25 protein-coding genes are annotated in these 22,010 nt (G+C 68.4%); 13 read left to right on the top strand and 12 right to left on the bottom strand.

Features of this window, described 5'->3' with window-relative positions; genetic code table 11:
- Positions 1-34: 34 nt before the first annotated feature.
- Positions 35-937, top strand: coding sequence for a dienelactone hydrolase family protein (locus AC3WRV_RS02900; RefSeq protein ID WP_291838032.1), 903 nt, complete (start codon positions 35-37; stop codon positions 935-937).
- On the opposite strand, the gene grpE is transcribed toward AC3WRV_RS02900, so the two are convergent.
- Genes grpE through AC3WRV_RS02885 form a run of 3 tightly spaced genes read right to left on the bottom strand, consistent with a single transcriptional unit; the run spans position 934 to position 3,187 of the window.
- Positions 934-1,554: a nucleotide exchange factor GrpE gene (gene grpE / locus AC3WRV_RS02895; RefSeq protein ID WP_492312076.1), complete on the bottom strand. Its 621-nt coding sequence runs from the start codon at positions 1,552-1,554 to the stop codon at positions 934-936. The genes AC3WRV_RS02900 and grpE overlap by 4 nt on opposite strands.
- Positions 1,551-2,639 (bottom strand): heat-inducible transcriptional repressor HrcA, encoded by a 1,089-nt coding sequence (gene hrcA / locus AC3WRV_RS02890; protein WP_492312075.1) that lies wholly within the window; start codon positions 2,637-2,639, stop codon positions 1,551-1,553. Before hrcA ends, grpE begins: the two co-directional genes overlap by 4 nt.
- Positions 2,636-3,187: a GNAT family N-acetyltransferase gene (locus AC3WRV_RS02885; protein WP_492312074.1), complete on the bottom strand. Its 552-nt coding sequence runs from the start codon at positions 3,185-3,187 to the stop codon at positions 2,636-2,638. The genes hrcA and AC3WRV_RS02885 overlap by 4 nt, the downstream gene beginning before the upstream one ends.
- 46 nt (positions 3,188-3,233) lie before the next feature.
- Here AC3WRV_RS02885 and rph point away from each other — a divergent pair, with 46 nt between their 5' ends.
- Both rph and AC3WRV_RS02875 read left to right on the top strand, forming a co-directional pair.
- A complete protein-coding gene (rph, locus tag AC3WRV_RS02880; RefSeq protein WP_291838041.1) occupies positions 3,234-3,959 on the top strand; it encodes a ribonuclease PH in 726 nt (241 codons plus the stop codon).
- Positions 3,960-4,039: 80 nt separating this feature from the next.
- Positions 4,040-4,405, top strand: a complete 366-nt coding sequence (locus AC3WRV_RS02875) for a hypothetical protein (protein WP_492312073.1) — start codon at positions 4,040-4,042, stop codon at positions 4,403-4,405.
- A gap of 1 nt (position 4,406) precedes the next feature.
- Here AC3WRV_RS02875 and AC3WRV_RS02870 read toward each other — a convergent pair whose 3' ends face one another.
- Positions 4,407-5,135: a hypothetical protein gene (locus AC3WRV_RS02870; protein WP_492312072.1), complete on the bottom strand. Its 729-nt coding sequence runs from the start codon at positions 5,133-5,135 to the stop codon at positions 4,407-4,409.
- 130 nt (positions 5,136-5,265) lie between these two features.
- Between AC3WRV_RS02870 and AC3WRV_RS02865 the strand changes: the two genes are divergently transcribed.
- The 4 genes from AC3WRV_RS02865 to AC3WRV_RS02850 all read left to right on the top strand — a co-directional run bounded on the left by AC3WRV_RS02865 (position 5,266) and on the right by AC3WRV_RS02850 (position 8,462).
- Positions 5,266-6,366, top strand: coding sequence for an acyltransferase family protein (locus AC3WRV_RS02865; protein ID WP_492312071.1), 1,101 nt, complete (start codon positions 5,266-5,268; stop codon positions 6,364-6,366).
- A gap of 69 nt (positions 6,367-6,435) precedes the next feature.
- On the top strand, positions 6,436-6,963 hold the full coding sequence (locus AC3WRV_RS02860) for a CHAP domain-containing protein (protein ID WP_492312070.1): 528 nt from the start codon (positions 6,436-6,438) through the stop codon (positions 6,961-6,963).
- A gap of 30 nt (positions 6,964-6,993) precedes the next feature.
- Positions 6,994-7,953, top strand: coding sequence for a magnesium transporter CorA family protein (locus tag AC3WRV_RS02855; RefSeq protein ID WP_492312069.1), 960 nt, complete (start codon positions 6,994-6,996; stop codon positions 7,951-7,953).
- 56 nt (positions 7,954-8,009) lie between these two features.
- Positions 8,010-8,462, top strand: a complete 453-nt coding sequence (locus AC3WRV_RS02850) for a COG3650 family protein (protein WP_291839702.1) — start codon at positions 8,010-8,012, stop codon at positions 8,460-8,462.
- Between the two features lie 109 nt (positions 8,463-8,571).
- Here AC3WRV_RS02850 and mmcB read toward each other — a convergent pair whose 3' ends face one another.
- A complete protein-coding gene (mmcB, locus tag AC3WRV_RS02845; protein ID WP_492312068.1) occupies positions 8,572-9,027 on the bottom strand; it encodes a DNA repair putative endonuclease MmcB in 456 nt (151 codons plus the stop codon).
- Between the two features lie 102 nt (positions 9,028-9,129).
- On the opposite strand from mmcB, the gene AC3WRV_RS02840 reads away from it, so the two are divergent.
- Entirely contained in the window at positions 9,130-9,357 is a 228-nt protein-coding gene (locus AC3WRV_RS02840; RefSeq protein ID WP_492312067.1) for a hypothetical protein, read from the top strand.
- On the opposite strand, the gene AC3WRV_RS02835 is transcribed toward AC3WRV_RS02840, so the two are convergent.
- The 4 genes from AC3WRV_RS02835 to hslV form a co-directional block, all read right to left on the bottom strand.
- Complete coding sequence (locus tag AC3WRV_RS02835) at positions 9,351-9,872, bottom strand: lipocalin family protein (protein ID WP_291839709.1); 522 nt, start codon at positions 9,870-9,872, stop codon at positions 9,351-9,353. The two genes, AC3WRV_RS02840 and AC3WRV_RS02835, sit on opposite strands and share 7 nt — an antisense overlap.
- A gap of 74 nt (positions 9,873-9,946) precedes the next feature.
- Complete coding sequence (hslU, locus tag AC3WRV_RS02830; RefSeq protein WP_492312066.1) at positions 9,947-11,245, bottom strand: ATP-dependent protease ATPase subunit HslU; 1,299 nt, start codon at positions 11,243-11,245, stop codon at positions 9,947-9,949.
- A gap of 19 nt (positions 11,246-11,264) precedes the next feature.
- Positions 11,265-12,167, bottom strand: a complete 903-nt coding sequence (locus AC3WRV_RS02825; RefSeq protein WP_492312065.1) for a DUF4440 domain-containing protein — start codon at positions 12,165-12,167, stop codon at positions 11,265-11,267.
- A gap of 71 nt (positions 12,168-12,238) precedes the next feature.
- Positions 12,239-12,793 carry an ATP-dependent protease subunit HslV gene (gene hslV, locus AC3WRV_RS02820; protein WP_492312064.1) on the bottom strand — a complete coding sequence of 185 codons (555 nt, stop codon included), beginning with the start codon at positions 12,791-12,793 and terminating at the stop codon, positions 12,239-12,241.
- 143 nt (positions 12,794-12,936) lie between these two features.
- Here hslV and AC3WRV_RS02815 point away from each other — a divergent pair, with 143 nt between their 5' ends.
- Positions 12,937-13,326: a BLUF domain-containing protein gene (locus tag AC3WRV_RS02815; RefSeq protein WP_492312063.1), complete on the top strand. Its 390-nt coding sequence runs from the start codon at positions 12,937-12,939 to the stop codon at positions 13,324-13,326.
- 39 nt (positions 13,327-13,365) lie between these two features.
- Complete coding sequence (locus tag AC3WRV_RS02810; protein WP_492312062.1) at positions 13,366-14,115, top strand: HesA/MoeB/ThiF family protein; 750 nt, start codon at positions 13,366-13,368, stop codon at positions 14,113-14,115.
- On the opposite strand, the gene AC3WRV_RS02805 is transcribed toward AC3WRV_RS02810, so the two are convergent.
- Positions 14,100-16,133 (bottom strand): alpha/beta hydrolase family protein, encoded by a 2,034-nt coding sequence (locus AC3WRV_RS02805; RefSeq protein WP_492312061.1) that lies wholly within the window; start codon positions 16,131-16,133, stop codon positions 14,100-14,102. The two genes, AC3WRV_RS02810 and AC3WRV_RS02805, sit on opposite strands and share 16 nt — an antisense overlap.
- 64 nt (positions 16,134-16,197) lie before the next feature.
- On the bottom strand, positions 16,198-17,184 hold the full coding sequence (locus tag AC3WRV_RS02800) for a 2-hydroxyacid dehydrogenase (RefSeq protein ID WP_291839919.1): 987 nt from the start codon (positions 17,182-17,184) through the stop codon (positions 16,198-16,200).
- 44 nt (positions 17,185-17,228) lie between these two features.
- On the opposite strand from AC3WRV_RS02800, the gene AC3WRV_RS02795 reads away from it, so the two are divergent.
- From AC3WRV_RS02795 to fabB, 3 genes are all read left to right on the top strand, one after another.
- Positions 17,229-17,792 carry an SH3 domain-containing protein gene (locus AC3WRV_RS02795; protein ID WP_291839917.1) on the top strand — a complete coding sequence of 188 codons (564 nt, stop codon included), beginning with the start codon at positions 17,229-17,231 and terminating at the stop codon, positions 17,790-17,792.
- Between the two features lie 112 nt (positions 17,793-17,904).
- Positions 17,905-18,429, top strand: coding sequence for a 3-hydroxyacyl-[acyl-carrier-protein] dehydratase FabA (gene fabA / locus AC3WRV_RS02790; RefSeq protein ID WP_291839928.1), 525 nt, complete (start codon positions 17,905-17,907; stop codon positions 18,427-18,429).
- A gap of 63 nt (positions 18,430-18,492) precedes the next feature.
- On the top strand, positions 18,493-19,722 hold the full coding sequence (gene fabB / locus AC3WRV_RS02785; protein WP_492312060.1) for a beta-ketoacyl-ACP synthase I: 1,230 nt from the start codon (positions 18,493-18,495) through the stop codon (positions 19,720-19,722).
- 101 nt (positions 19,723-19,823) lie between these two features.
- On the opposite strand, the gene AC3WRV_RS02780 is transcribed toward fabB, so the two are convergent.
- Complete coding sequence (locus AC3WRV_RS02780) at positions 19,824-21,917, bottom strand: DNA/RNA non-specific endonuclease (RefSeq protein ID WP_492312059.1); 2,094 nt, start codon at positions 21,915-21,917, stop codon at positions 19,824-19,826.
- Positions 21,918-22,010 lie beyond the last annotated feature (93 nt).

Raw genomic sequence — 22,010 nt, 5'->3', positions numbered from 1 at the left:
CACTGTCCCGCCTCCCACAGCCCGGAGCCCGCCAATGTCGCTGATCCGTCCCGAAGGCCCGCAGGCCGATGATGTGATCCTGAGCCGCCGGACGTTGGGCGCCGGAACGCTGGGCGGTCTGTTCTTCGCCGGCTATGCACCCGCGGCCCTGGCGGCCCAGGCCAGTCCGGTGACGACCGACGGCGCGGGCCTGTCGCAGGGCGAGGTCAGCTTCCCGGCCCCCGACGGCTTCCAGCTGCCCGCCTTCGTCGCCCGCCCGGACGGCGACGGCCCCTTCCCGGTGGTGATCGTCGTCTCCGAGATCTTCGGCGTGCACGAATACATCCGCGACATCTGCCGCCGCCTGGCCAAGGCCGGCTATGCGGCGGTGGCTCCAGCCTTCTTCAACAGGGTCGAGGACCCGGCGCCCCTGTCCGACATGCAGCGCATCCAGCAGATCGTCGGCGCCGCCGGCTATGAGCAGGTGATGGGCGACGTCTCGGCCACCCTGGACTGGGTCAGCCAGCAGCTCTGGGCCAACGGCGACAGGATCGGCATCACCGGCTGGTGCTGGGGCGGCAAGGTGGTGTGGCAGGCCTGCGCCCGCTTCGCCGTGCTGGACGCCGGCGTCGCCTGGTACGGTCGCCTGGCCCCGGCGGCCACCGCCACCCCGGAACAGGTCAGCAGCGGCCAGCCGTGGCCGGTCGACCTGGCCGACGACCTGAAATGCCCGGTTCTGGGCCTGTACGGCGCGGAAGACCGCGGCATTCCCCTGCCCAGCGTCGAGGCCATGCGCAGCGCCCTGGCCCGCGCGGGCCAGACCTCCAGCGAGATCGTCATCTATCCGGGCGCCCCGCACGGCTTCCACGCCGACTATCGCGACAGTTACCGCGCCGCGGACGCCGCCGACGGGTGGGGCAAGCTGCTGGCCTTCTTCGGCGCGCGGCTGAAGGCCTAGGCCTTGCCGTCGAAATTCCCGCCGGTGGCCTGGGCGGCGGCGTAGGCCGCATTGCCCGCCGCAGCGCCGGAGCCCTTGGCGGCGACCACCACCATGGCCGGACGCACGGTGCGGCCGAACAGGGCGTAGCCGGCCTGCAGGGTCTGCAGCACCTGGCCGCCCTGAACCGTGTCGGAAGGCTGTTCCATCATCGCCTGATGCAGGTGCGGATCGAAGGCCTCGCCCGGCTCCGGCGCGACGCGCTTGAGGTTGTTGGCCTCGAAGGCCGACAACAGGGCCTTCTGGGTCAGCTCCAGACCGGTGACCAGACCGGCCTCGCCGGCGTTGGCGTCCTTGGGCGCGGCCTGGATGGCGCGCTCCAGGTTGTCGGCCACGACCAGAAGGTCGCGCGCGAATTTCTGAATGGCGTAGGCGCGGGCGTCGTTGTTCTGCGTCTCGGCGCGGCGCTTGACGTTCTCGGTCTCCGCGACGGCGCGCAGGGCGCGGTCCTTCCACTGGTCGCGCTCGGCGATGATCGCGTCCAGCGGAGCCAGATCGTCCTCGCCGTCAAAGCCTGCGGCCTCGCCGAGGTCGGCGTCCAGCTCGGTTTCGGGATCGTAGTCGGGGGTATCGTTCACGTGTCTTGTCCGTCCAGCATCCGGCCCAGCACCCTGGCGGTATAGTCCACCAACGGGATCACACGGGCGTAGTTCAGTCGCGCGGGGCCGATGACGCCGATGGCGCCGAGAACCCGCTGTCGGCCGCTCATATAGGGCGCCGCGATCACGGCGGAACCCGAAAGTGAGAATAGTCGCGTCTCGGCCCCGATGAAGATGCGCACGCCCTGGGCCGTGGATACCCCGTCCAGCAGGCCGATCAGCTGTTCCTTCTGCTCCAGATCGTCGAACAGGATCCGGACCTTTTCCAGGTCCTCCATGGCTCCCGCGTCCTGCAGCAGGTTGGCGCGGCCGCGCACGATCAGGGCCCGCTCGCGCTCCGCACCGCCGGACCAGGCGGCCAGACCGTCCTCGACCAGCCGTGCCGCGGTCTCGTCCAGTTCGCGCCGGGCGGCGTCCAGTTCGGTGCGCATTTCGGTGCGCGCCTCGTGCAGCGGGCGGCCCTTGAGCCGGGCGTTGAGGAAGTTCGACGCCTCCTGCAGCGTCGAGGGCGTGACCCCGGCCTTGAGCGGCATCAGCCGGTTCTCGACCGAGCCGTCGTCGCCGACCAGCACGGCCAGGGCCTGATCGCGGCCCAGGGCCACGAACTCCACATGCTTGACCCCGGCGTCGCGCACCGGGCTGGCCACGATGCTGGCTCCGCCCGCCAGGCCGGACAGCAGGGACGACGCCTCGTTCAGCGCCTCGTCGAAGCTGCGGCCGCGGCCGGCCAGGCGTCCGTCGATCTCGCGCCGTTCTTCCGTGGAGATGTCGCCGATCTCCAGCAGGCCGTCGACGAACAGGCGCAGGCCCGCATGGGTCGGGATGCGTCCCGCCGAGGTGTGCGGCGAGCCCAGCAGCCCGGCCAGGGTCAGGTCCTGCATGGTGTTGCGGATGGAGGCTGGCGACAGGCTGACTCCGCTCATCGACAGGGTCCGCGATCCGACGGGCTCCCCCGTCTGCAGATAGCTTTCGACGATGCGCCGGAAGATATCGCGCGCGCGCTGGTCCAGCCCGGCTAGGCCGCTCGGCTCCAGCGCCGTGGAGGTCAACAGAGGGGGGTTCATGCCCGCGTCTCCCACGCCCCGCGCTCCAGACGCATGATCAGGCAGTCGTCTTCGTGGAACATCCGCCGTTCGACGACAGCAAAGCCCAGGCGCAGGTAGAAGCGGTGAGCGTCCGTATTGGTGTTCAGCGGATCGATGACGATGGCCGTGACCGCCGGATCGGCGAAGGCGTCGTCGATCGCCAGGGTCATCATCTGCGTGCCGTAGCCTCGGTTCAGCGCGTCCTTCGGCCCGATCCAGATGTCCATGGCCCGCAGGTTCGGCTCGATCTCGCCCCAGTAGTGGGTCGGTTCCAGATGCGGGTCGCAGACCTGCATGACGCCGACGGGACGGCCGTCCACCTCGGCGATGACATGGAAGCTGACGGCGGACCCGGCCTGGATCTCCTCGATCCAGTCCTGACCGCCGAAGGCGACCTCGGCGTCGGCGTCGTCGCTGGAACAGGCGATCACATGCGGCTCGCGATCCCACAGCGCCAGCATCGGCGCGTCGGCAACCGTCGCGGGACGCAGGCGCACCAGACCGGGCGTGGAGGGGGACAGGCTCATGGTTTCAGGATAAGCAGCGCCGCGACGGCTTCCAAGGACCATGACCATGACGACACCCCGCCCCTCCGACCGCACCCCCGAACAACTGCGCAAGGTGACGCTGGAGACCGGGGTGAACCGCTACGCCGAGGGCTCCTGCCTGGTCACTTTCGGCCATACCAAGGTGCTGGTGACGGCTTCGGTCGAGGAGAACGTGCCCGGCTGGATGCGCGGCAAGGGTCAGGGATGGGTGACGGCCGAATACGGCATGCTGCCCCGCGCCACTCACACCCGCGGCCGCCGCGAGGCCGCCGCGGGCAAGCAGACCGGCCGGACGCAGGAAATCCAGCGCCTGATCGGACGGTCCCTGCGCGCCGTGGTCGATCTGAAGGCGCTGGGCGAACGTCAGGTGGTGCTGGACTGCGACGTGGTCCAGGCCGACGGCGGCACCCGCACCGCCGCCATCACCGGCGCCTGGGTCGCGATGGCCAGCGCGTTCGACTATCTGCGCGCCGAGGGCGTGATGAAGACCGATCCGATCCTGGACCAGGTCGCCGCCGTCTCGTGCGGCGTGTGCAACGACCAGCCGGTGCTGGACCTCGACTACGAAGAGGATTCCACCGCCGAGGCCGACAGCAATTTCGTCCTGACCGGCTCGGGCACGATCGTCGAGATCCAGGCCACCGGCGAGAAGCGCGGCTTCACTCGCGCCGAATTCGACCGCCTGTTCCAGCTGGCCGACGGCGGCTGCGCCGAGCTGTTCGCCCTGCAACGGGCCGCGCTGGGCCGGTAAGCTTCGCCTTACAGGCGCTCGGGGTTTCATCGTTCGCCGAAAGCAGGCATCGTCATTTCACAACGTCCGGGGAGATGACGATGCGCCTGCCGATCCTGCTGACTGCCGCCCTTTTGCTGGTTTCCGCCTGCGACCAGCAGGCCGCGCCCAAGGGCCCCGACGCCGCCGCGCCCGCCGCTGAAGCGACGCCGGATCCGGTCATGCCGGCCGACGCCCCGCCGCAGGAAGAAGCGATCGCGCCCGTCGAGGCGTCCTCGACCTCGTGCACGCTCGACCAGGGGTCGGACGCCGCCGTCGCCCTGGCCAGCCGCTGCACCCGCGTCAGCCCGGCCTCGCACCCGCCGTGCAACCCGGAAAACCCCTGCCAGATGATCCAGGACGAGATCGACCGGTCCTGCGCCATGTACAAGCCGGGCGAGACCAAGCCGGGCGAGTGCGAGGCTTAGGCTAAACCACAGCCTTAAGCGGCTTGGGAATCTTGTCCCAGCACTCGGCCACGGTCGCGCAAGCGGCCTTCATGTTATTGAATAGGCTCACAGAGTTACCAGGCGCTGGGAATAGAGTGCCCGCGAAAGCGTCCAAGGTCAGGCATAACGATTTGTCGACATCTACCCCGTGCTCCTCCTCGTGCAATTTAAGGACACCGAGTATGGCCGCAGATTGAATTAGCCCCGTCTTCTCAGACAAGGGTTTGCCCTTTGCATAGCGGAGCAAAAGCGCGCCCTTTTTGATTTTGTTGGTCTTCTTGGTCGTGCGAGACAGCAATAAGTTTGGTCGGAATGTGATTTTCACGCCATTGAGTTCGATCGCAGAAAAGCTTTCTGCGTTCTGAACCTCTGCAGTTGGAAGGACTACCTGCTCAACCACCTCTGCAAACCGGTCAAGGTAAGCTGCATTGACCTCATTCAGGTCGCGGTCGAAATCCCCTTCTGTGACTTTAGCGCGAATGTATTCCGCCCGCGCCTTGAGCACTTCAGGATCGGCACCACCTGTCCTCAGGTAATTTGAAGCAGCTAGTTTGGCCTCATCATGTTGGGGTAGCCGAGCGATGGGTCGGTACTTGCAATCCCGCAGGATCGTTCGTCGAGCCTGATCGGACGCGGCGAAATAGTCGGCCAAACTCCTGACGGACAGCTTCGGTGTCGCCTGCACCGTATGAGTTTTCTGCTCGTCCAACTGAGCATCTCCTGTGACAGCGGACTGTTGGATTACAATTTTGGGGCGAGTCCACCTGCGTAGACAACCGAATTTGTGCGCTTAACAATTTTTGGGAGATTGGAATTGTACGGTCGCGGGCATGACGCCCATGGCCACACCCGCTGATCTTCGCGCCCTGACCACCCTGCGCTTCCTCGCGGCGGCGTGGGTGGTGCTCTACACGGCCTGGCCGCACCTGAACGTCGGCTTCACGCCGGTGGCGGTGACCAAGGGCTATCTGGGGGTCGAGGTCTTCTTCGTTCTGTCGGGCTTCATCCTCAGCCACGTCTATCTCGAGGCGGCGGGCGAAAAGCGCTATTCGTACAAGGGCTTCCTGTGGGCGCGGATAGCGCGGGTCTATCCGCTGCATCTGGTCACCCTCGCGGGCATGGCCGTGCTGGGCGTCGGTGCGGTGGTCGCGGGGCTGTCCGTCAGCGACAGCCTGACCGACTGGCGCGCCCTGCCCGCCCACCTGACCCTGACCCATGCCTGGGGTCTGGCCCCGTCATCAGCCTTCAACCACCCCTCGTGGTCGATCTCTGCGGAATGGTTCGCCTATCTGAGCTTCCCGGCCTTCGCCTTCGTGGCCTGGCGACTGCGGAACCGGCCGGTGCTGGCCACCGTCCTGGCCGCCGCCGTGGCGCTGGGGATCTACGCCGCCTTCCAGCCCCTCGCCGGCTTCTCCCTGACCGAGGCGACCTTCCGCTGGGGCGCGCTGCGCATCGTGCCGTGCTTCCTGCTGGGCTGCGCCCTGTACCTGGTCTACCGCCGCGCCCCGATCCCCTTCGCCGGGCCGGTCGCCCTGCTGAGCGGCGCGGGCGTGCTGATCAGCGCCTCGCTGGGCCTCTGGGACCCGATCACGGTCCTGTTCGCGGGCGGTCTGATCCTGGGCCTGGGCTCGATGACGAACGAACGCGCGGGGCCGCTGGCCTCGAAGGCCGGCGTCTATCTCGGCGAGATCAGCTACTCGATCTACATGGTCTGCGCGCCGGTCCTTCTGGTCATGACCAACGTCGCCGCCCGCCTGACCGGAGCCGACGACAAGCGCTTTCACATCATTGTGTGGCTGGGGATTGTCGCGGCCATTCCGGTGGCCGCCATGCTGACCTACCACCTCGTCGAACGCCCGGCCCGTAAGGCTTTGCGGCGGTTGGCGGACCGCAACGGCTCAGGTCAAGCCGCGACGAAAGCGCACACCCGACTCGCCTGAAAGGGGTCTTCAACCCTCCGGAACTATCCGTTACGGGTTGTTTCAGCGGCAGTCGGGAAAAGCCACAGCATGACCAAACGGCTCACAGCCGTCGCAGTTGCGACGACCCTCGGGATTTTTGCGCTGGGCGTCGCGCCCGCTCCCGCAAAGGCCGATGAGCCGTACTGGCAGTGCGTGACCTTCGCCCGCATGTTCTCGGGCATCCAGATCTTCGGCGACGCCGTAACCTGGTGGCGTCAGGCCCAGGGCCGCTTCACCACCGGCCATCGTCCGCAGACCGGTTCGGTTCTCGCCTTCGAAGCCAATGGCCGCATGAACCGCGGCCACGTCGCCGTCGTCTCGGAAGTGTTGACTGACCGCGTCATCCGCGTGACCCACGCCAACTGGGGCGGAAGCCGCGGCAAGGTCGAGGAAAACGTCACCGTCGTGGACGTCTCGAACAGCAACGATTGGACGGCGGTCAAGGTCTGGTACAACCCGATCCATGACCTCGGCACGACCGTCTACCCGACCCATGGCTTCATCTACCAGCAGGCCCCGCAGGCCGCCGGCGTGCAGATGGCTTCGGTCCAGCCGGTCGGCCCCGGCCAGCATTGAGGGTTCGGCCTCGTCGACGGGGCCTTCCGCATGATCCGTCTCTATCGCTCGACAGGCTCGGCCTGCGAGGACGTGCAGCTTGAGGCCGGCGCCCTGAAGCTGGGGCCGAACGTGCTGTGGATCGACCTGATCAACCCGACGCGCGAGGAAGACGCCGCCGTCGAAGCCGTCCTGGGCGTCTCCGTGCCCACGCGCGAAGAGATGCAGGAACTGGAGGCGTCCAGCCGCGTCTATCGCGAGAACGGGGCCACCTATCTGACCGCAGACATCATCACCCGGGGCGACGAGGACATCCCGGGCATCGAGCCGGTGACCTTCGTCCTGACCACCGGCCCGCTGATCACCATCCGCTATGTGGACCCCAAGCCGTTCACGATGCTGCTGGAGAAGCTGGAGCGCGAGCCCGGACTGTGCGCCTCGGGTGCGGAACTGTTCCTGCACCTGATGGAGCTGGTGGTAGACCGCGCCTCGGACATCCTGTCCCGGACCGTGACGCGGGTCGAAGGCATCGCCAGCCACGTCTTCTCGGGTGGCAAGACGGTCGGCTTCGAGAAGCTGATCGGTAAGTTGGGCCGGGCCCAGATCGCCAACACCCGCATCGAGCAGAGCCTGGCCGGCCTGACCCGGGTCTTCGCCTTCGTGGCCATCGACGAACGGATCGACAGCGGCGAGGCCCGCGCCCACCTGCGCTCGCTCAGCCGCGACGTGGAAAGCCTGACCGCGCATAACCAGTCGGTCGCGGCCTCGATCAATTTCCAGCTCTCGGCCGCGCTGGGCCTGATCAACATCGAGCAGTCGTCGATCATCAAGATCTTCTCGGTGGCCGCCGTCGCCTTCCTGCCGCCGACCCTGATCGCCTCCATCTACGGCATGAATTTCGACCATATGCCGGAGCTCCACTGGATGGGCGGCTATCCGCTGGCGGTGGCCGCCATGGTCATCTCGGCCCTGCTTCCCCTGATGTGGTTCAAGCACAAGGGCTGGCTGTAGAGCTTGACCCGCCCCGCCGGTCGGGGCTTCCTGCCCGCCCTTCGCCGGAGTCCTTCATGCGCCTGCTCGCCCTCGCCGCCTCAGCCCTGATCCTGTCGGCCTGTTCGCAGGGGGCCGAGACGCCGGCCGCGCCCGCCGAGCCCGCCGGGCCGCCGCCGGTGCTGTCGGGCGTGAACCTGTCGGAACCGGTGACCGTGTCGGGCACGGAGCCGTTCTGGACGATCAAGCTGACCGGCGCGGAACTGATCTACGAAGGCCTGGATCGCCCCGAGCAACGCGCGCCGCAGCCGAAGATCGAGGTTCAGGGCACCGTCGCCACCTTCCAGACCCAGTCGGCGGCGGGCACGACCTTCGACATCACCCTGACCGCGACCGAATGCAGCGACGGGATGAGCGACCGCACCTATCCGCTGACCGCCGTGGTCAAGGTCGGCGAGGAGACGCTGATGGGCTGCGCGGCCTCGACCGCCGCCCTGGCGCGCGCGGGCGAGAGCGGCCTGGTCGTCTAGAGCGAAATCGGTTGAGTTGGACGCAGTCCAACTCGGCTCAGATTTCGCTCCAGTTTGATGCTGGACCACTTTTTGGATTCAGGTCGATCCGACCTGAAGCAAAAATGGTCTAGACTGTCTGATCCCTGAGGGTGCGCATCGCCCCGAGACGGGCGAAGGCGATGGTCAGGGCCTTGCGCCGGGCCGGGGCCAGCGGACTGGACGGCGCCTCGCGCACCACCGCCCCGCCGAAGCCGTCAGCCACGATCAGCCCCGGTTCGTCGGGCAGGACGCCCTGCGGAAACTCGGGCGCGACGGCGAAATAGAAGGCGTCGCAGAACGGCCCGTACTCATGCCATTTGCGGTCGACGCGATAGTCCTCGATCCCGGACTTCACCTCGACGATGACGATGTCGCCGCGCGGCCCCAGAGCCATGACGTCGGCGCGCCGCCCGTTGGGCAGGCCGACCTCCAGCAAGGGCGCATAGCCCAGATTCAGCATCAGCCGCGCGGCCCCGCGCGTCACCGACAGCGTGGTGTCGGGACGACTGAAGACGAGGTCGATCTGCAGGGCGGCGGCGGCCATCCGCCTTTATGTTCCGGCTCTGTTCACGGTTCAAGAGAGGATTAAGCTTGGCCGCAGAGCGGGTGATAAGCTCGCCTTGAAACGCCCTGAAGGACCCAGTCCATGCCCGAAGACCGCGTCGCCCGACGCAATCGCGGCAACCCGCGCGGCCTCTGGCTGCTGGCGGCGCTCGGCGTCGCGGTCGCCCTGCTCATCGTCGCCGTCGTGCTGAAGTCGATCGCCGCCGATCAGCGCGCCAGCCGCGAGCTGGATGCCGTCGTGGCCCACGCGGAAGCGCCATCGTCCATTCCCGCGCACGCCCCGCCGAAGGGAGGGGCGGAGCCCTACTGACCGGTCTGCACGACCGCCCCGGTCTCCAGCCCCAGCGCCGCCGCACGCCGCAACAGATCGGCCCGGACGGCCTCTGACGGGCTCTGGCTGCGATGCCAGATCCACCAGTCCGACCGGTTGGGCAGGGACAGGATCGCCCAGCTGTAGTCCGGCGCGTGCGCCTGCACCCGGTAGTTCTGCCCGGCCAGCCCGCCGAAGCTGAGCAGGCCCGTCAGGCTGAAACGCAGGTTGCGGTTCTCGCCGGGGTCGGTGACCCGGGCGTTGGCCCGCAGCGTCTCCACCCGACCGTCGGCGCGGCGGGTGCAGGTCACCACGATGCCGTAGCGGTCGGCCCGCGCCTGGGGCGTGAAGTCGATCTGGGCCCGGCGGCAGTCCTTCTGGACATCGTTGGGACTGCGCGCGATCTCGAACCAGCGGCCGTCGAAGCGGTCCATGTCCACGGCTTGGGCGACAGCGGCGTTCGCGGACAGGGCGCAGGCCAGGGCGAGGACGACAACGGCGGGACGATGAATCATGGCGCAGTTCTCCTGTGGTCCCGACGCCTGTTTACGCGCCAGGGCTCGGATCGGATGCGCCGGTCAGAACCGGGTCAGAGAATGTAGCGGCTCAGGTCGGCGTTCCTGGCCAAGTCGCCGATGCGCTCGCGCACCTTGTCGCCGTCGAAAGTCACGGTCTGGCCGGTCAGGTCCGAGGCCTTGAAGCTGGTCTCTTCCAGCACCCGCTCCAGCACGGTCTGCAGCCGCCGCGCGCCGATGTTCTCGACCGCCGAATTGGCCGCCACCGCCGCGTCGGCCATGGCCTCGACCGCGTCCTCGGTGAAGACCAGCGTCACCTCTTCCGTGGCCAGCAGGGCCTGATTCTGACGGATCAGATTGGCCTCGGGCTCGGTCAGGATGCGCTTGAAGTCGTCCCGGCTCAGGGCCTTCAGTTCGACCCGGATCGGCAGGCGGCCCTGCAGTTCCGGCAGCAGGTCCGACGGCTTGGCCACGTGGAAGGCGCCCGAGGCGATGAACAGCACATGGTCGGACTTCACCGGCCCGTATTTGGTCGACACCGTGGTGCCCTCGATCAGCGGCAGCAGGTCGCGCTGCACGCCTTCGCGGCTGACATCGCCGCCGCGCGCCTCGGACCGGGCCGCGACCTTGTCGATCTCGTCGATGAAGACGATGCCCTCGTTCTCGGCCAGCAGAAGCGCTTCGTTGGTCAGGCTCTCCTGATCCAGCAGCTTGTCGCTCTCCTCAGTGGTCAGGGGCGCGACCGCGTCCTTGACCGCCAGCCGGACCTTCTTGGTGCGACCGCCACCCAGCTTGCCCAACATTTCGGACAGGTTGATCATCCCGACGTTGCCGCCGGGCAGGTCCATGCCCTGCATCGGCGAGGCGGTGTCGGCCAGTTCGACCTCGATCTCCTTGTCGTCCAGTTCGCCGGCCCGCAGCTTCTTGCGGAAACTGTCGCGCGTGGCCGGCTGGGAGCCGGGCCCGACCAAGGCGTCCAGAATCCGCTCCTCGGCGGCGCCCTCGGCCTTGGCCTTCACACCCGAGCGACGCTTGTCGCGCACCATGACCAGCGCCGCCTCGACCAGGTCGCGCATGATCTGGTCCACGTCGCGTCCGACGTAGCCGACCTCGGTGAATTTGGTCGCCTCGACCTTCAGGAAGGGCGAGCCGGCCAGCCGGGCCAGCCGGCGGGCGATCTCGGTCTTGCCGACGCCGGTCGGCCCGATCATCAGGATGTTCTTGGGAGTCACCTCGTCGCGTAGGTCGTCAGGCACGCGCTTGCGGCGCCAGCGATTGCGCAGGGCGACGGCGACGGCGCGCTTGGCGTCGTCCTGGCCGACGATGAAGCGGTCGAGTTCGGAAACGATTTCGCGGGGAGACAGATCGGTCATGGGACCGAGATAGGACGCCTCAGCCGCCGGCGGGAGGGGGCGCGGCGATCGGCGCGGGGATCAACTGGGCCAGGACGATCTTCCAGCCGCCTTCCTGCCGTTGCCACAGGCGGACGTAGTGACCGGTTCGCGCCTGACCGTCCCGCTCCCACGCCGCCGTCCCATAGGTCCAGACGAGGTCGCCATAGCGGGATGCGCCGCCGCCTTCGGTGGGGCCGAAGCGGAACGTCGCCGGCCACGCCGATAGCGCTTCGGCGAAGGCGGCGCGCCCGATCGCCGGGGGCCTCGGCGCGACGTAGAGACGGCCGTTGTCGGCCATGGCCGCCAGATGGGCCGTCCTCTGGTCGGTCGCGGCCGCCCGGGCCAATTGCACTTCCCTCGCCGTGACATCCCGCATCGCCCATTCGCTGGGAACGCCGGCCGGACGCTCGCCGTTCGGCCCCACCGCGAGCACCAGCTGGGGCCCCGGTTCGAGGATCGCCGGCTCGGTCTCCGGCCCCGGCACGTCCGCGGCGCTCGCACCCGAACCGCCGTCATAGACCCACTTCCAGGACCCGTCGGGCTGGCGTTGCCAGATCGTGAAATAGTGGCCGGTGCGGCGACCGCCGACCTGCACCCCGCCGGTGGTGAAACCCATGTCGCCCGACCGCGAGACGCCGGCGAAGTTCGGCCACCACTCCAACAGCGGCTCGTCGGCCGGTCGCAGCCCGTCAGGATAGGCGTCACGCACGCGCTGCACCTGCCCGCCGCCGATGACGATGGCGTCCGGTGTCGACCATTTGTTGAAACTGCCGGCGACGCCCATCGACGGCGCATCCGCAGCGAACGCCCGCTCGGCGGCCACGACCGGGGCCGCGTCCGGCGTCTGGGCGATGACGGGCGAGGCGGCGATCAGGGCCGCGGCGAAGATCAGAGCGCGCATTGGATAGTCCTCCCGCCGCCATGGAGCGGCAGAAGCGGGGATCTGTCCCGTTAAATCGCGGAAAGCCGGCGCTACTCCAGCGTTTCGACGGTGAGATTGCCGTTGGTGTAGACGCAGATCTCCGCCGCCAGGGCCATCGACCGGCGCGCGATGGCCTCGGCGTCCAGGTCGGTGTTCTCCATCAGGGCCCGCGCCGCCGACAGGGCGTAGTTGCCGCCCGAGCCGACCGCCGCGACCCCGTATTCCGGCTCAAGCACGTCGCCCACCCCGGTCACGGTGAAGATCGAGTCGCGGTCGGCGACCAGCAGCATCGCCTCCAGCCGGCGCAGATAGCGGTCCGTGCGCCAGTCCTTGGCCAGGTCGACGCAGGCGCGGGCCAGCTGGTCCGGATACTGCTCCAGCTTGACTTCCAGCCGCTCGATCAGGGTGAAGGCGTCCGCTGTCGCTCCGGCGAAACCCGCCAGGACCTTGCCGCCGGCCAGGACGCGCACCTTGCGCGCGGCGCCCTTGACGATGGTCGGCCCCATGGAGACCTGGCCGTCGCCGGCAATGACCGTGCGGCCGTCCTTGCGCACCGCGAGGATGGTGGTGCCGTGCCAGTCAGGAAATGAGGAGGTGCTGTTCATCATTCCTTGCAGATGGAGACCGGAATGCGGCGCGGCAAGCGAAAAGCTTGGGAAAACAACGTTCCGGCTCCGCCGCAATATAGCCCATGTAACGCGTTACATTGTCAATCCGTACCCCATTTTCGCAAATTAAGGGAGGCTTCGTGCTTCATCGCGTGATCTACGCCAGCGAAGCCGTTGGCCCGACGGGGGTGTCGACTCTTTCCATCGCCCAGATTCTCGGCGTGTCCGAGGTGAACAACCGGCGCGACGAGATCACCGCCGCCATCATGTTCCACCGCGGCCATATCGTGCAGGCCATCGAGGGCAAGCGCGTCGATATCGACCGCCTGATGCGCCGCCTGCTGGCCGACCGTCGCCATACAGGACTGCGGATTCTGGTCGATACGCCGATCACCGACCGCCTTCTGAGCGATCCCGTCAGCGTCTGCCCGGACCCTCAGGCGATTCTTCGGGGCGCCGGCGTGGGCGAGATCTCACGCCTCACGGCCAATGAGGCCGAGGCCCTGCTCGACCTGAAGTACGCCGCCTGAGGGCGTGACCTTCGCCGCCGCAGCGCCTAACTGGAGCCGGTGAGCTTTTCCGAAGACGAAATCGAACGCTACGCCCGCCATCTGGTGCTGTCCGAGGTCGGCGGCCCGGGTCAGCAGCGGCTGAAGGCCGCGCGGGTCGGCCTGATCGGCCTGGGCGGCGTCGGCGCGCCCGCGGCCCTGTATCTGGCCGCCGCCGGGGTCGGCACCCTGCGCCTGATCGACGACGACGCCGTCTCCCTGTCCAATCTGCAGCGCCAGATCGTCTTCGACACAGCGGACGTCGGCCGGGCCAAGGTGATCGCCGGATCCGAGACCCTGGCGGCGCTCAATCCCCATGTCGGCCTGGAGCCGCGCGCCGAACGCCTGACCGCGGCCAACGCCGCCGCCCTGATCGAGGGTTGCGACGTGGTCATCGACGGGACGGACGACTTCGGCGCCCGCTTTGCCGTCAACGCCGCCTGCCTCGCCTGCCGGATCCCGCTCGTCTCGGGTGCCCTGGGCCGATGGAGCGGTCAGGTCGGGGTCTTCCACGGCGGCCCCTGCTACCGCTGTCTGGTAACGGAGACGCCGCCCGACGCCGACACCTGCAGCCGCGTCGGCGTCGTCGGCGCGCTGGCGGGCGTGGTCGGAGCGATGGCGGCGCTCGAGGCGATCAAGCTGATCGCCGGCGCCGGAGAGCCCTTGTCAGGCCGCCTGCTGATCTATGACGGACTGGCGGGGACGGCGCGCACGGTCCGCGTCGCCCCCGATCCGGATTGCCCCGATTGCGGGGGTCAGGCGAAGGCCTGACGGAACAGGGCGACGTAGCGGGTCATAAGTTCCTGCTCCTTGTCGTCCTCCCAGTCCCCGTGGCCGAAGTCCTCGACCTCGATCAGCTCAACCGGCCGTCCGGCGGCGCGGAAGGCGTCGCGCATACGCCGGGACTGTATGATCGGCACGACGCCGTCCTCGACGCCGTGGACGAGCAGCACCGGGCAGGTGATGTCACTGATCCGACGCCGCGGCGAGGCGGCCTCGATCGCGGCGGCCTCCGTGCGGCGGTCGCCGATGCGCTTGGTCCAGAACTCGTAGATCGGCTTGCCCGCCAGATCATCCTCGCGCTCTTCCCAGGCCAGCATGTCCGGCAGATCGTAGACGCCGCAGATGCCGATCGCGGCCTTGTAGAGATCCGGTCGCTTGGCGGCGCTCATCAGGGCCGCGTAGCCGCCGTAGCTGGTGCCCATGATGGCGACCTTGCCGGCGTCCAGACCCTTGAGCGCTATCGCATGGGCGACCGCGTCCTCAATGTCCTCCTGCATGCGCGTGCCCCAGCGGGTCCAGCCTTCGCGAGCGAAGGCCATGCCGTAGCCGCCCGAACCGCGGAAATTCGGCCTCAACACCCACCAGCCCTGCGCCGCCAGCACCTGCGCCTGCCGGTCCCACGAAGGCGTGTCGCGCATCTCGGGTCCGCCGTGGGGCAGGGCGATCAACGGCCCCGGCGCTCCACCCGGAGGTGCGATGAGGTAGGCCTCGATGGTCGCCCCGTCGCGGGTCTGGACCTGCAGGATCTCGCCGGCGCCGAGACGCTCCGTGACCAGGGCCGTGGCGGAGCCGATGTGAACGATCGCCCGCGCGGCCTTGTCGTAGAAATACCACGAGCCCGGCTCGTTCTGTCCCTCGACCGCCGCGATGAAGCGGTTCCGGGCGGCGTCGACGCCGGTCAGGGTCACGTTGCACTGGTTGTCGAAGAAGCGGTTCAGGGCGCGATGGTGCGGCGCCAGCGTCGGATCGGCGAACTCATACTCCAGCCGCTCGCCATAGTAGGCCGCGCCGAGATAGTGACCCGCGGAGTCGCGCAGTCCGTAACTCACGTCGCGCCCGGCGCGACCGTTCAGCGGCGGGCCGACGGCCAGAGTGGCCAGGTCCATCTCGCGGACGGACTGCACGTCCTCGCTTTCCAGTCGGGCCCGGACCAGCACCGTCCCCGGACGGTCCGTGCCGCCGACCCAGTAGAAGTCCGGCGCGTCGCGGAAGCGCGAACGACGCGCCATCTTCCATTCCGTTTCACCCGGCGCGCGGACCATGATGGTCTCCATCGTGCCGCGGCTGTTGACGTCATGCCGCATGACGGGGACGCCGTTCACCGTGCGCCAGTTGAAGGTGCCGGCGCTGCCGCGCTCGATCCGCTCGGCGCTGCCGGTGGCAAGGTTGACCTTGTGCAGGGCCATGATCCCGTCGCCCTCCCAGGCCGCCATCAGCACGTGGTCGGGATCGTTGGGCAGCAGGTCGATGATCCGGCCCATGTCGGCGGTGGCGCGCATGCGCTGACGCTGGTCGTTGAACAGGACCACGATGGCGCCGGTGCTGACGTTCACCGACAGGGCGCGCCGCGTCGTATATTCGACGCCGGGCGTGGTGAAATTGGAGCCGGCTTGCGAGCGCCGCGCCGTCTTCTGGCGAATGAGGACGCCCACCAGCAGCCGGTCGTCGCTGCCCCAGTAGAGGTAGTTGACCTCGACCGGACCGAGATCGAGCCGGCGGCGCGTGCCCTCGGGGTCGTCCGCCTGGATGATGTCGATGGCGCCGTTGGGCTCTTCCTGGGTGCCCAGCTGTTCCAGCACGGCGATGCGCGCGCCCGACGGCGACAGCGACACGGCCCGCGTTCCGGTCGATCCGAAGAAGTCACCGATGGCGTGCGGGGCGGTCTGGGCCCGGGCCGATCCGACCCCGGTCGGCAACGCCGCCATACCCGCCAGCGCTCCGACGCCGACCAACAGCCCACGCCGCGACAGGGCGGCCTGCGCCGCCTCGCTCAATCCACACTTCACGGTAATCCCCCAAGACTTGTTCCGGCAAACAACCGAAGCGTCGCCGCGCCGTCAAGCCGGAGCGTCAGAACATCGCGGGAATCACGCGGTCCGGCGGACGGTGGCCGTTGGCGAAGGTCTGGATGTTGGCGATGACCCGGTCGCCCATGTCCTGACGGGCCTCGATCGTCGCCGAGCCGAGGTGGGGCAGCAGCACGACATTGGCGTGCCCCAGCAGACCCGGATGCACCTTGGGCTCCTGCTCGAACACGTCCAGTCCGACGCCCGCGATGCGCCGCTGCGCCACCGCCTCGGCCAGCGCCGCCTCATCAATCAGCTCGCCCCGCGCGGTGTTGACCAGAATGGCCTCGGGCCGCAGCAGGGCCAGCCGCCGCGCCGACAGCAGATGATGCGTGTCCTTCGTCGCCGGGGTGTTCAGCGAGATCAGGTCCATCCGCGCCAGCATCTGGTCCAGGTCATCCCAGTAGGTCGCGCCCAGTTCCTCGGCGATCATGTCGGGGACGGGTTTGCGGTTGTGATAGTGGACCTGCATCCCGAAGGCCTTGGCGCGGCGGGCCAACGCCTGACCGATCCGGCCCATGCCGACGATGCCCAGCCGCTTGCCCCAGAGCTTGCGCCCGGTCATCCAGGTCGGGCTCCAGCCCTCGAACCGGCCCTCCTGCATGACCTGCGCCCCCTCCACGATCCGGCGGCTGACCGCCAGGATCAGGGTCATGGCCAGATCCGCCGTGTCCTCGGTCAGGACGCCCGGGGTGTTGGTGACGATCAGGCCCCGACCGACCGCCGCATCCACGTCGATGTGATCCACGCCCGCGCCAAAATTGGCGATCATCTTCAGCTGCGGCCCGGCCTTGGAGATCAGGTCGGCGTCGATGATGTCGGTGATGGTCGGCGCCAGGACGTCGGCCCGTTGCACCGCGGCCTCCAGCGCCGCCCGGTCCATCGGACGGTCGGTCAGGTTAAGCTCGGCGTCGAACAGCTCGCGCATCCGTGTCTCCACGGCGTCGGGCAAGCGTCTGGTTAATACGACCTTAAGCCGGGGAGAGGACATTCGGAGCCTTCGGTTTCACGTCCCCGGCTTTAATGGTCCTCCCGGTGTCTGGCAAAGTTCCTCGCCTCAAGCGCGTCGCGCTGGTCGCCGCCCTGGTCGGGCTCGGCGTCATGGCCGGGGCCGGAAACGCCATGCCGGGCGGCCGCCCGACCCCCAGCGGCCAACCCGTGCCGCGCTGGCTGTCGCTCAAGTCCGACGAGGTCCGGGCGCGCCAGGGGCCGGGGCTCGACTATCCGATCCTATGGGAATACCGCGTCCCGGGCCTGCCGGTTCAGGTCATCGCCGAAACCGCCGAATGGCGGAAGATCTGCGATCCCGAAGGCGCGGTCGCCTGGGTCCACCGCAGCGTGGTCTCCAGCCGCCGCAGCGTCTTCAACGCCTCCCGCGAGGAAATCGCCATCCACGCCGGACGCTCCGACACCTCGCCGGTGCGCGCCCGCCTGTCGCCCCGCTCGCTGGTGTCGCTGGACGCGTGCGTCGACCAGTGGTGCGAGGTCCGCGTCCGTCGTCTGCGCGGCTGGCTGCGTCAGCGCGCGGTGTTCGGCGCCCAGGACCACGCCCTGTGCAACGCCAACCGGCCCGCGGGCACGGGACGGGCCGAACGCTAGGACTCCACCGGTCTGTTAAAACGTTTGAGCGCCCGGGTTCCCTCGTGTAACCCCACGGCAACATCCGGACGCGAAGTCGCGCCCTGCCGCAACGAGAACGCTTTTGACCGAGCTGAAATATCCGTCGTCGTTTGACTATGAAGCCCTGCTGGCCTCGGGCCGGGGTGAGCTGTTCGGGCCGGGCAACGCCCAGCTGCCGGCCCCGCCGATGCTGATGTTCGACCGGATCACCAAGATCAACGCCGACGGCGGCGCGCACGGCAAGGGCTATGTCGAGGCCGAGCTGGATATCCATCCGGACCTCTGGTTCTTCCAGTGCCACTTCATCGGCGATCCGGTCATGCCGGGCTGCCTGGGCCTGGACGCCATGTGGCAGCTGGTCGGCTTCTACCTCGGCTGGATCGGGGGCCCCGGCAAGGGCCGCGCGCTCGGCGTCGGCGAGGTCAAGTTCACCGGTCAGGTCCAGCCGCACATCAAGAAGGTCGTCTACAAGATCGACCTGAAGCGCGTGATCAACCGCAAGCTGGTCATGGGCATCGCCGACGGCGTGCTCGAGGCTGACGGCGAGGTGATCTACACCTGCAACGACATGCGCGTCGGCCTGTTCGGCGCGACCACGGAAGCGGCCGGCGGCTGAATCCCTATATTCAGACAGACCGCGCACTACGCGGCGACTGAGCGTTCTTAGAAGGAAACCACCATGCGGCGTGTCGTCGTCACCGGGCTGGGCATCGTTTCTTCCATCGGCACGGGCCAGGAAGAGGTCATCGCATCGCTGCGCGAGGCGAAGTCGGGCGTGCAAACCGCCCCCGACCACGTCACGCACGGCTTCCGTTCGCAGGTCTGGGCTCCGCCGGCGTTGGGCGTCAGCGCCGAGGACTGGGCTCCGCTGGTCGACCGCCGTGCCGCGCGCTTCCTGGCCAACGGCACCGCCTGGGGCCACATCGCCTTCGAGGAAGCCCTGAAGGACTCCGGCATGACTCCGGAAGAGATCAAGTCCGAGCGCATCGGCCTGATCGTCGGCGAGGGCGGCCCCTCGACCCAGGTCATCCTGCAGGCGGCCCAGACCACGATCGAAAAGGGCTCGCCCAAGCGTATCGGGCCGTTCGCCGTGCCCAAGGCCATGGCCTCGGGCCCCTCGGCCGTGCTGGCCACCTGGTTCGAGCTCAAGGGCATCAACTATTCGATCAGCTCGGCCTGCGCGACCAGCGCCCACTGCATCGGCGCGGGCGCCGAACAGATCGCCTGGGGCAAGCAGGACGTCGTCTTCGCCGGCGGCGTGGAGGACATCGACTGGTCCATGTCGAACATGTTCGACGCCATGGGCGCCATGTCGTCCAACTTCAACGAGACGCCCAACAAGGCCAGCCGCGCCTATGACAAGGACCGCGACGGCTTCGTCATCGCCGGCGGCGCAGGCATCGTGGTGCTGGAAGAGTACGAACGCGCCGTGGCGCGCGGCGCCAAGATCTACGCCGAGGTGACCGGCTACGGCGCCAATTCGGACGGCTACGACATGGTCGCGCCCTCGGGCGAGGGCGCCGAGCGCTGCATGAAGATCGCGCTGGAAATGGCCGGCAATCCGCGCATCGACTACCTGAACCCGCACGGCACCTCGACGCCGGTCGGCGACAGCAAGGAGATGGGCGCGGTGCGCAACGTCTTCGGCGACGACCTGCCGATGATCTCCTCGACCAAGTCGCTGACGGGCCACTCGCTCGGCGCGGCGGGCGCCCAGGAGGCCATCTACTGCCTGCTGATGATGGACAACGACTTCGCCGCGGAGAGCGCCCACATCGAGAACCTCGATCCGGAGTTCGAGGGCATGCCGATCCTGCGCAAGCGCCACGACGGGCCGCTGAAGCACGTCATGTCGAACAGCTTCGGCTTCGGCGGCACGAACGGCACGCTGATCCTGTCGAAGGTCTGAGGCCCCAGAGCGAAATCGGTTGAGCTGGACATAGTCCAACTCGGCTCAGATTCCGCTCCCGCATGATTCTGGAGCCTGATTCCACTTCAGCCGATCAGGCTCTAGGCGCCCTTGTCCGCCCGCATCACGGCGCGAGGGAAGCGGATCAGGCCGATCCGGTCCTGCAGCGCCTTCAGCGGAATCATGCGGGCGCGCCATACAGGGTCGACGTCGAACTCGAATGCGACCTGGGTCAGGTCCTGCTCCAGCAGGAAGCCGAACGCCTCCAGCCCGGCCTGACCGCGCGCGATCACCACCTTCCAGTAGGCGCGCGGGATCTTCACCTGCACCGGGCCGTCGTCATCGACGCCGACGAAGACCGGATCGTCCGCCGCCAGCAGCGGCCCGGCGAACAGGGAATAGCGCTCGACCCGCCCCTGCGCCTCGATCAGATTCTCCAGCAGCCCCCAGACGCCCTTGCGGTTCGACCGGTTGAAGCCGGCCACCTGGGGCGTGCAGTTGGTGACGTGATAGGTGTCGCCGTTGGCGCGGCGCACCTGGGCATAGTCGACGCCCCAGCAGACCTCCTCGCGCCGGACCAGATGGCCCTTGTCGAAGGCCTTGCGGTCCTTGTCGAAGAAGCGGTCCGGCAATTGGGCGTCGGCCGGAAGCCGGGGATCCAGGAACCAGCGCTCGAAATCGTTATCGGCCAGGCCGCCCAGGGCGTCGCGGTTGTAGGACCGGCCGGGTTCCGGCTCCTTGGCCGCGGCGGACCCGTCCACGTTCGAGGCGGTGAACAGGGGCAGGCGCCGCGCCTTGTGCATGGCCAGCGAGAAATTCTGGTAGGGCACGACCACGCCGCCGTCATGCATCCGCGCCGCCACCGAGGCGTCCCGCAGCGTCGGCAGGGGCACGGAGACGCCGAGGAAGCGGGGGTCGTACCCGGTCCGGGCGGGATAGTTCGGATCGTGCCAGGGCTCGACGACCTTCTCGACCGCCCCGGCGGAAGCGCTCGCGGTCCCGGCGGAAGCCGATGCGCCGCCCAGGCCGATCGTGATGGTCAGGGGCACGGTCAGGGTGGTGGACGTTCCAGACGCGGCGACCGACAGGCCCGTCGAGGCGCCGACGGGGGCGCCGCTGACAGCCGAACCGGGAATCCGCGTGCTTTCCGTCGCCGGAACCGGAGGCTCGACCCGGCCCAGGCTGCAGGCTTCCAGTTCATCCCGCAGCGCGCCGGCGGGAGCCAGCGCCAGGGCGGTGGTCACGATGCGGCTGGCGCGCACGCCCTCGTTGGCGATCCAGTCGATGTCGGCGTCATCGTCCTCCTCGCCCGCCGGCTGGCCGTTCTGCAGCAGCCAGCGGCCCTGCGCGTCCTTCCGCGGCACCCCCGAGTGATGCAGGGCCACGACCTGCCAGGAATCGTTGAACACCGGCGCACCCGACGACCCCGGAGCCGTATCGGATTCATAGGTCAGGTGGTCGGCGGTGATGTCCAGCAGCCGGTTCTCGCGCAGGGCCACCTGCTTGGTCCGGCCATTGGGATGCTGGATGATGGTGATGGCCTCACCGACGTTGATCTTGCCCACTTCGGGGCTGAGCCTCAGCCAGCCGTAGTCGCCCAGCCGCCCGTCGCCTCTCATCGGCTGGGGGCTGACGGCGACCAGCGCCATGTCCAGAGCGGCGTCGACCACGAAGAACCGGCCGGGATCGAAGCCGAAGGTGGTGGTCGGGCGGGGGAAGCCCAGCCGGTCCAGCTCGCAGTCGAAATCGACGCGCGAGGCCGCAGCGGTGGCCGCATCGGCGAGCACATGCTGGTTGGTCAGCAGAAGCGTCGGGGTGACCATGAAGCCCGTGGCGTCACCCAGCGCGCGTCCGCCGCCGTCCCGGATGGTGATCCGCCCGACCGGCCGCGCCGCGTCCAATCCGCGCAACAGATAGTTCAGATCGACCAGGTCGTCGCTGCCGATGGTCCGCTCCAGCTCGGACAGCGAGGCCCGGCGGCCGCCTTCCTGAAGCTGGAGGGTGCGCAGCGCCTGCCGTTCCGGGGTTTCCAGCTGGCCGGGCGCGGTGGCGTCAACGCGGGCCTTCAGCAGGTCGATGGCCTCAGCCGCCTTCTCCTCGATCGGCGCGGCCCGGGTCGAGGCCGGCGGTCCGACCTCCTCGACGAGGCGGACGCCGGTGGTTTCCACCACCCCCTTCAGACGATCGACCTTCATGGCGTCCTCCTGTCGAAGAAACACAACCATAACGTCGTTTTGCGACAGGCGAAACTCAGGCGCGCGCCCGCGAACCCCGCCGCCGGCCATCCC

Source organism: Brevundimonas sp. EU05-FHT14B11, assembly GCF_058790835.1.
The sequence above is the reverse complement of the archived record's forward strand: the minus strand, read 5'-3'. Positions and strand labels throughout refer to the sequence as shown.

Coding starts and splice junctions, on each gene's coding strand:
- AC3WRV_RS02900 (WP_291838032.1), top strand. CDS start 35: ATGTCGCTGATCCGTCCCGAAGGCCCGCAGGCCGATGATGTGATCCTG.
- hrcA (WP_492312075.1), bottom strand. CDS start 2,639: ATGAACCCCCCTCTGTTGACCTCCACGGCGCTGGAGCCGAGCGGCCTA.
- AC3WRV_RS02885 (WP_492312074.1), bottom strand. CDS start 3,187: ATGAGCCTGTCCCCCTCCACGCCCGGTCTGGTGCGCCTGCGTCCCGCG.
- rph (WP_291838041.1), top strand. CDS start 3,234: ATGACGACACCCCGCCCCTCCGACCGCACCCCCGAACAACTGCGCAAG.
- AC3WRV_RS02875 (WP_492312073.1), top strand. CDS start 4,040: ATGCGCCTGCCGATCCTGCTGACTGCCGCCCTTTTGCTGGTTTCCGCC.
- AC3WRV_RS02865 (WP_492312071.1), top strand. CDS start 5,266: ATGGCCACACCCGCTGATCTTCGCGCCCTGACCACCCTGCGCTTCCTC.
- AC3WRV_RS02860 (WP_492312070.1), top strand. CDS start 6,436: ATGACCAAACGGCTCACAGCCGTCGCAGTTGCGACGACCCTCGGGATT.
- AC3WRV_RS02855 (WP_492312069.1), top strand. CDS start 6,994: ATGATCCGTCTCTATCGCTCGACAGGCTCGGCCTGCGAGGACGTGCAG.
- AC3WRV_RS02850 (WP_291839702.1), top strand. CDS start 8,010: ATGCGCCTGCTCGCCCTCGCCGCCTCAGCCCTGATCCTGTCGGCCTGT.
- mmcB (WP_492312068.1), bottom strand. CDS start 9,027: ATGGCCGCCGCCGCCCTGCAGATCGACCTCGTCTTCAGTCGTCCCGAC.
- AC3WRV_RS02840 (WP_492312067.1), top strand. CDS start 9,130: ATGCCCGAAGACCGCGTCGCCCGACGCAATCGCGGCAACCCGCGCGGC.
- AC3WRV_RS02835 (WP_291839709.1), bottom strand. CDS start 9,872: ATGATTCATCGTCCCGCCGTTGTCGTCCTCGCCCTGGCCTGCGCCCTG.
- hslU (WP_492312066.1), bottom strand. CDS start 11,245: ATGACCGATCTGTCTCCCCGCGAAATCGTTTCCGAACTCGACCGCTTC.
- AC3WRV_RS02825 (WP_492312065.1), bottom strand. CDS start 12,167: ATGCGCGCTCTGATCTTCGCCGCGGCCCTGATCGCCGCCTCGCCCGTC.
- hslV (WP_492312064.1), bottom strand. CDS start 12,793: ATGAACAGCACCTCCTCATTTCCTGACTGGCACGGCACCACCATCCTC.
- AC3WRV_RS02800 (WP_291839919.1), bottom strand. CDS start 17,184: ATGTCCTCTCCCCGGCTTAAGGTCGTATTAACCAGACGCTTGCCCGAC.
- fabB (WP_492312060.1), top strand. CDS start 18,493: ATGCGGCGTGTCGTCGTCACCGGGCTGGGCATCGTTTCTTCCATCGGC.
- AC3WRV_RS02780 (WP_492312059.1), bottom strand. CDS start 21,917: ATGAAGGTCGATCGTCTGAAGGGGGTGGTGGAAACCACCGGCGTCCGC.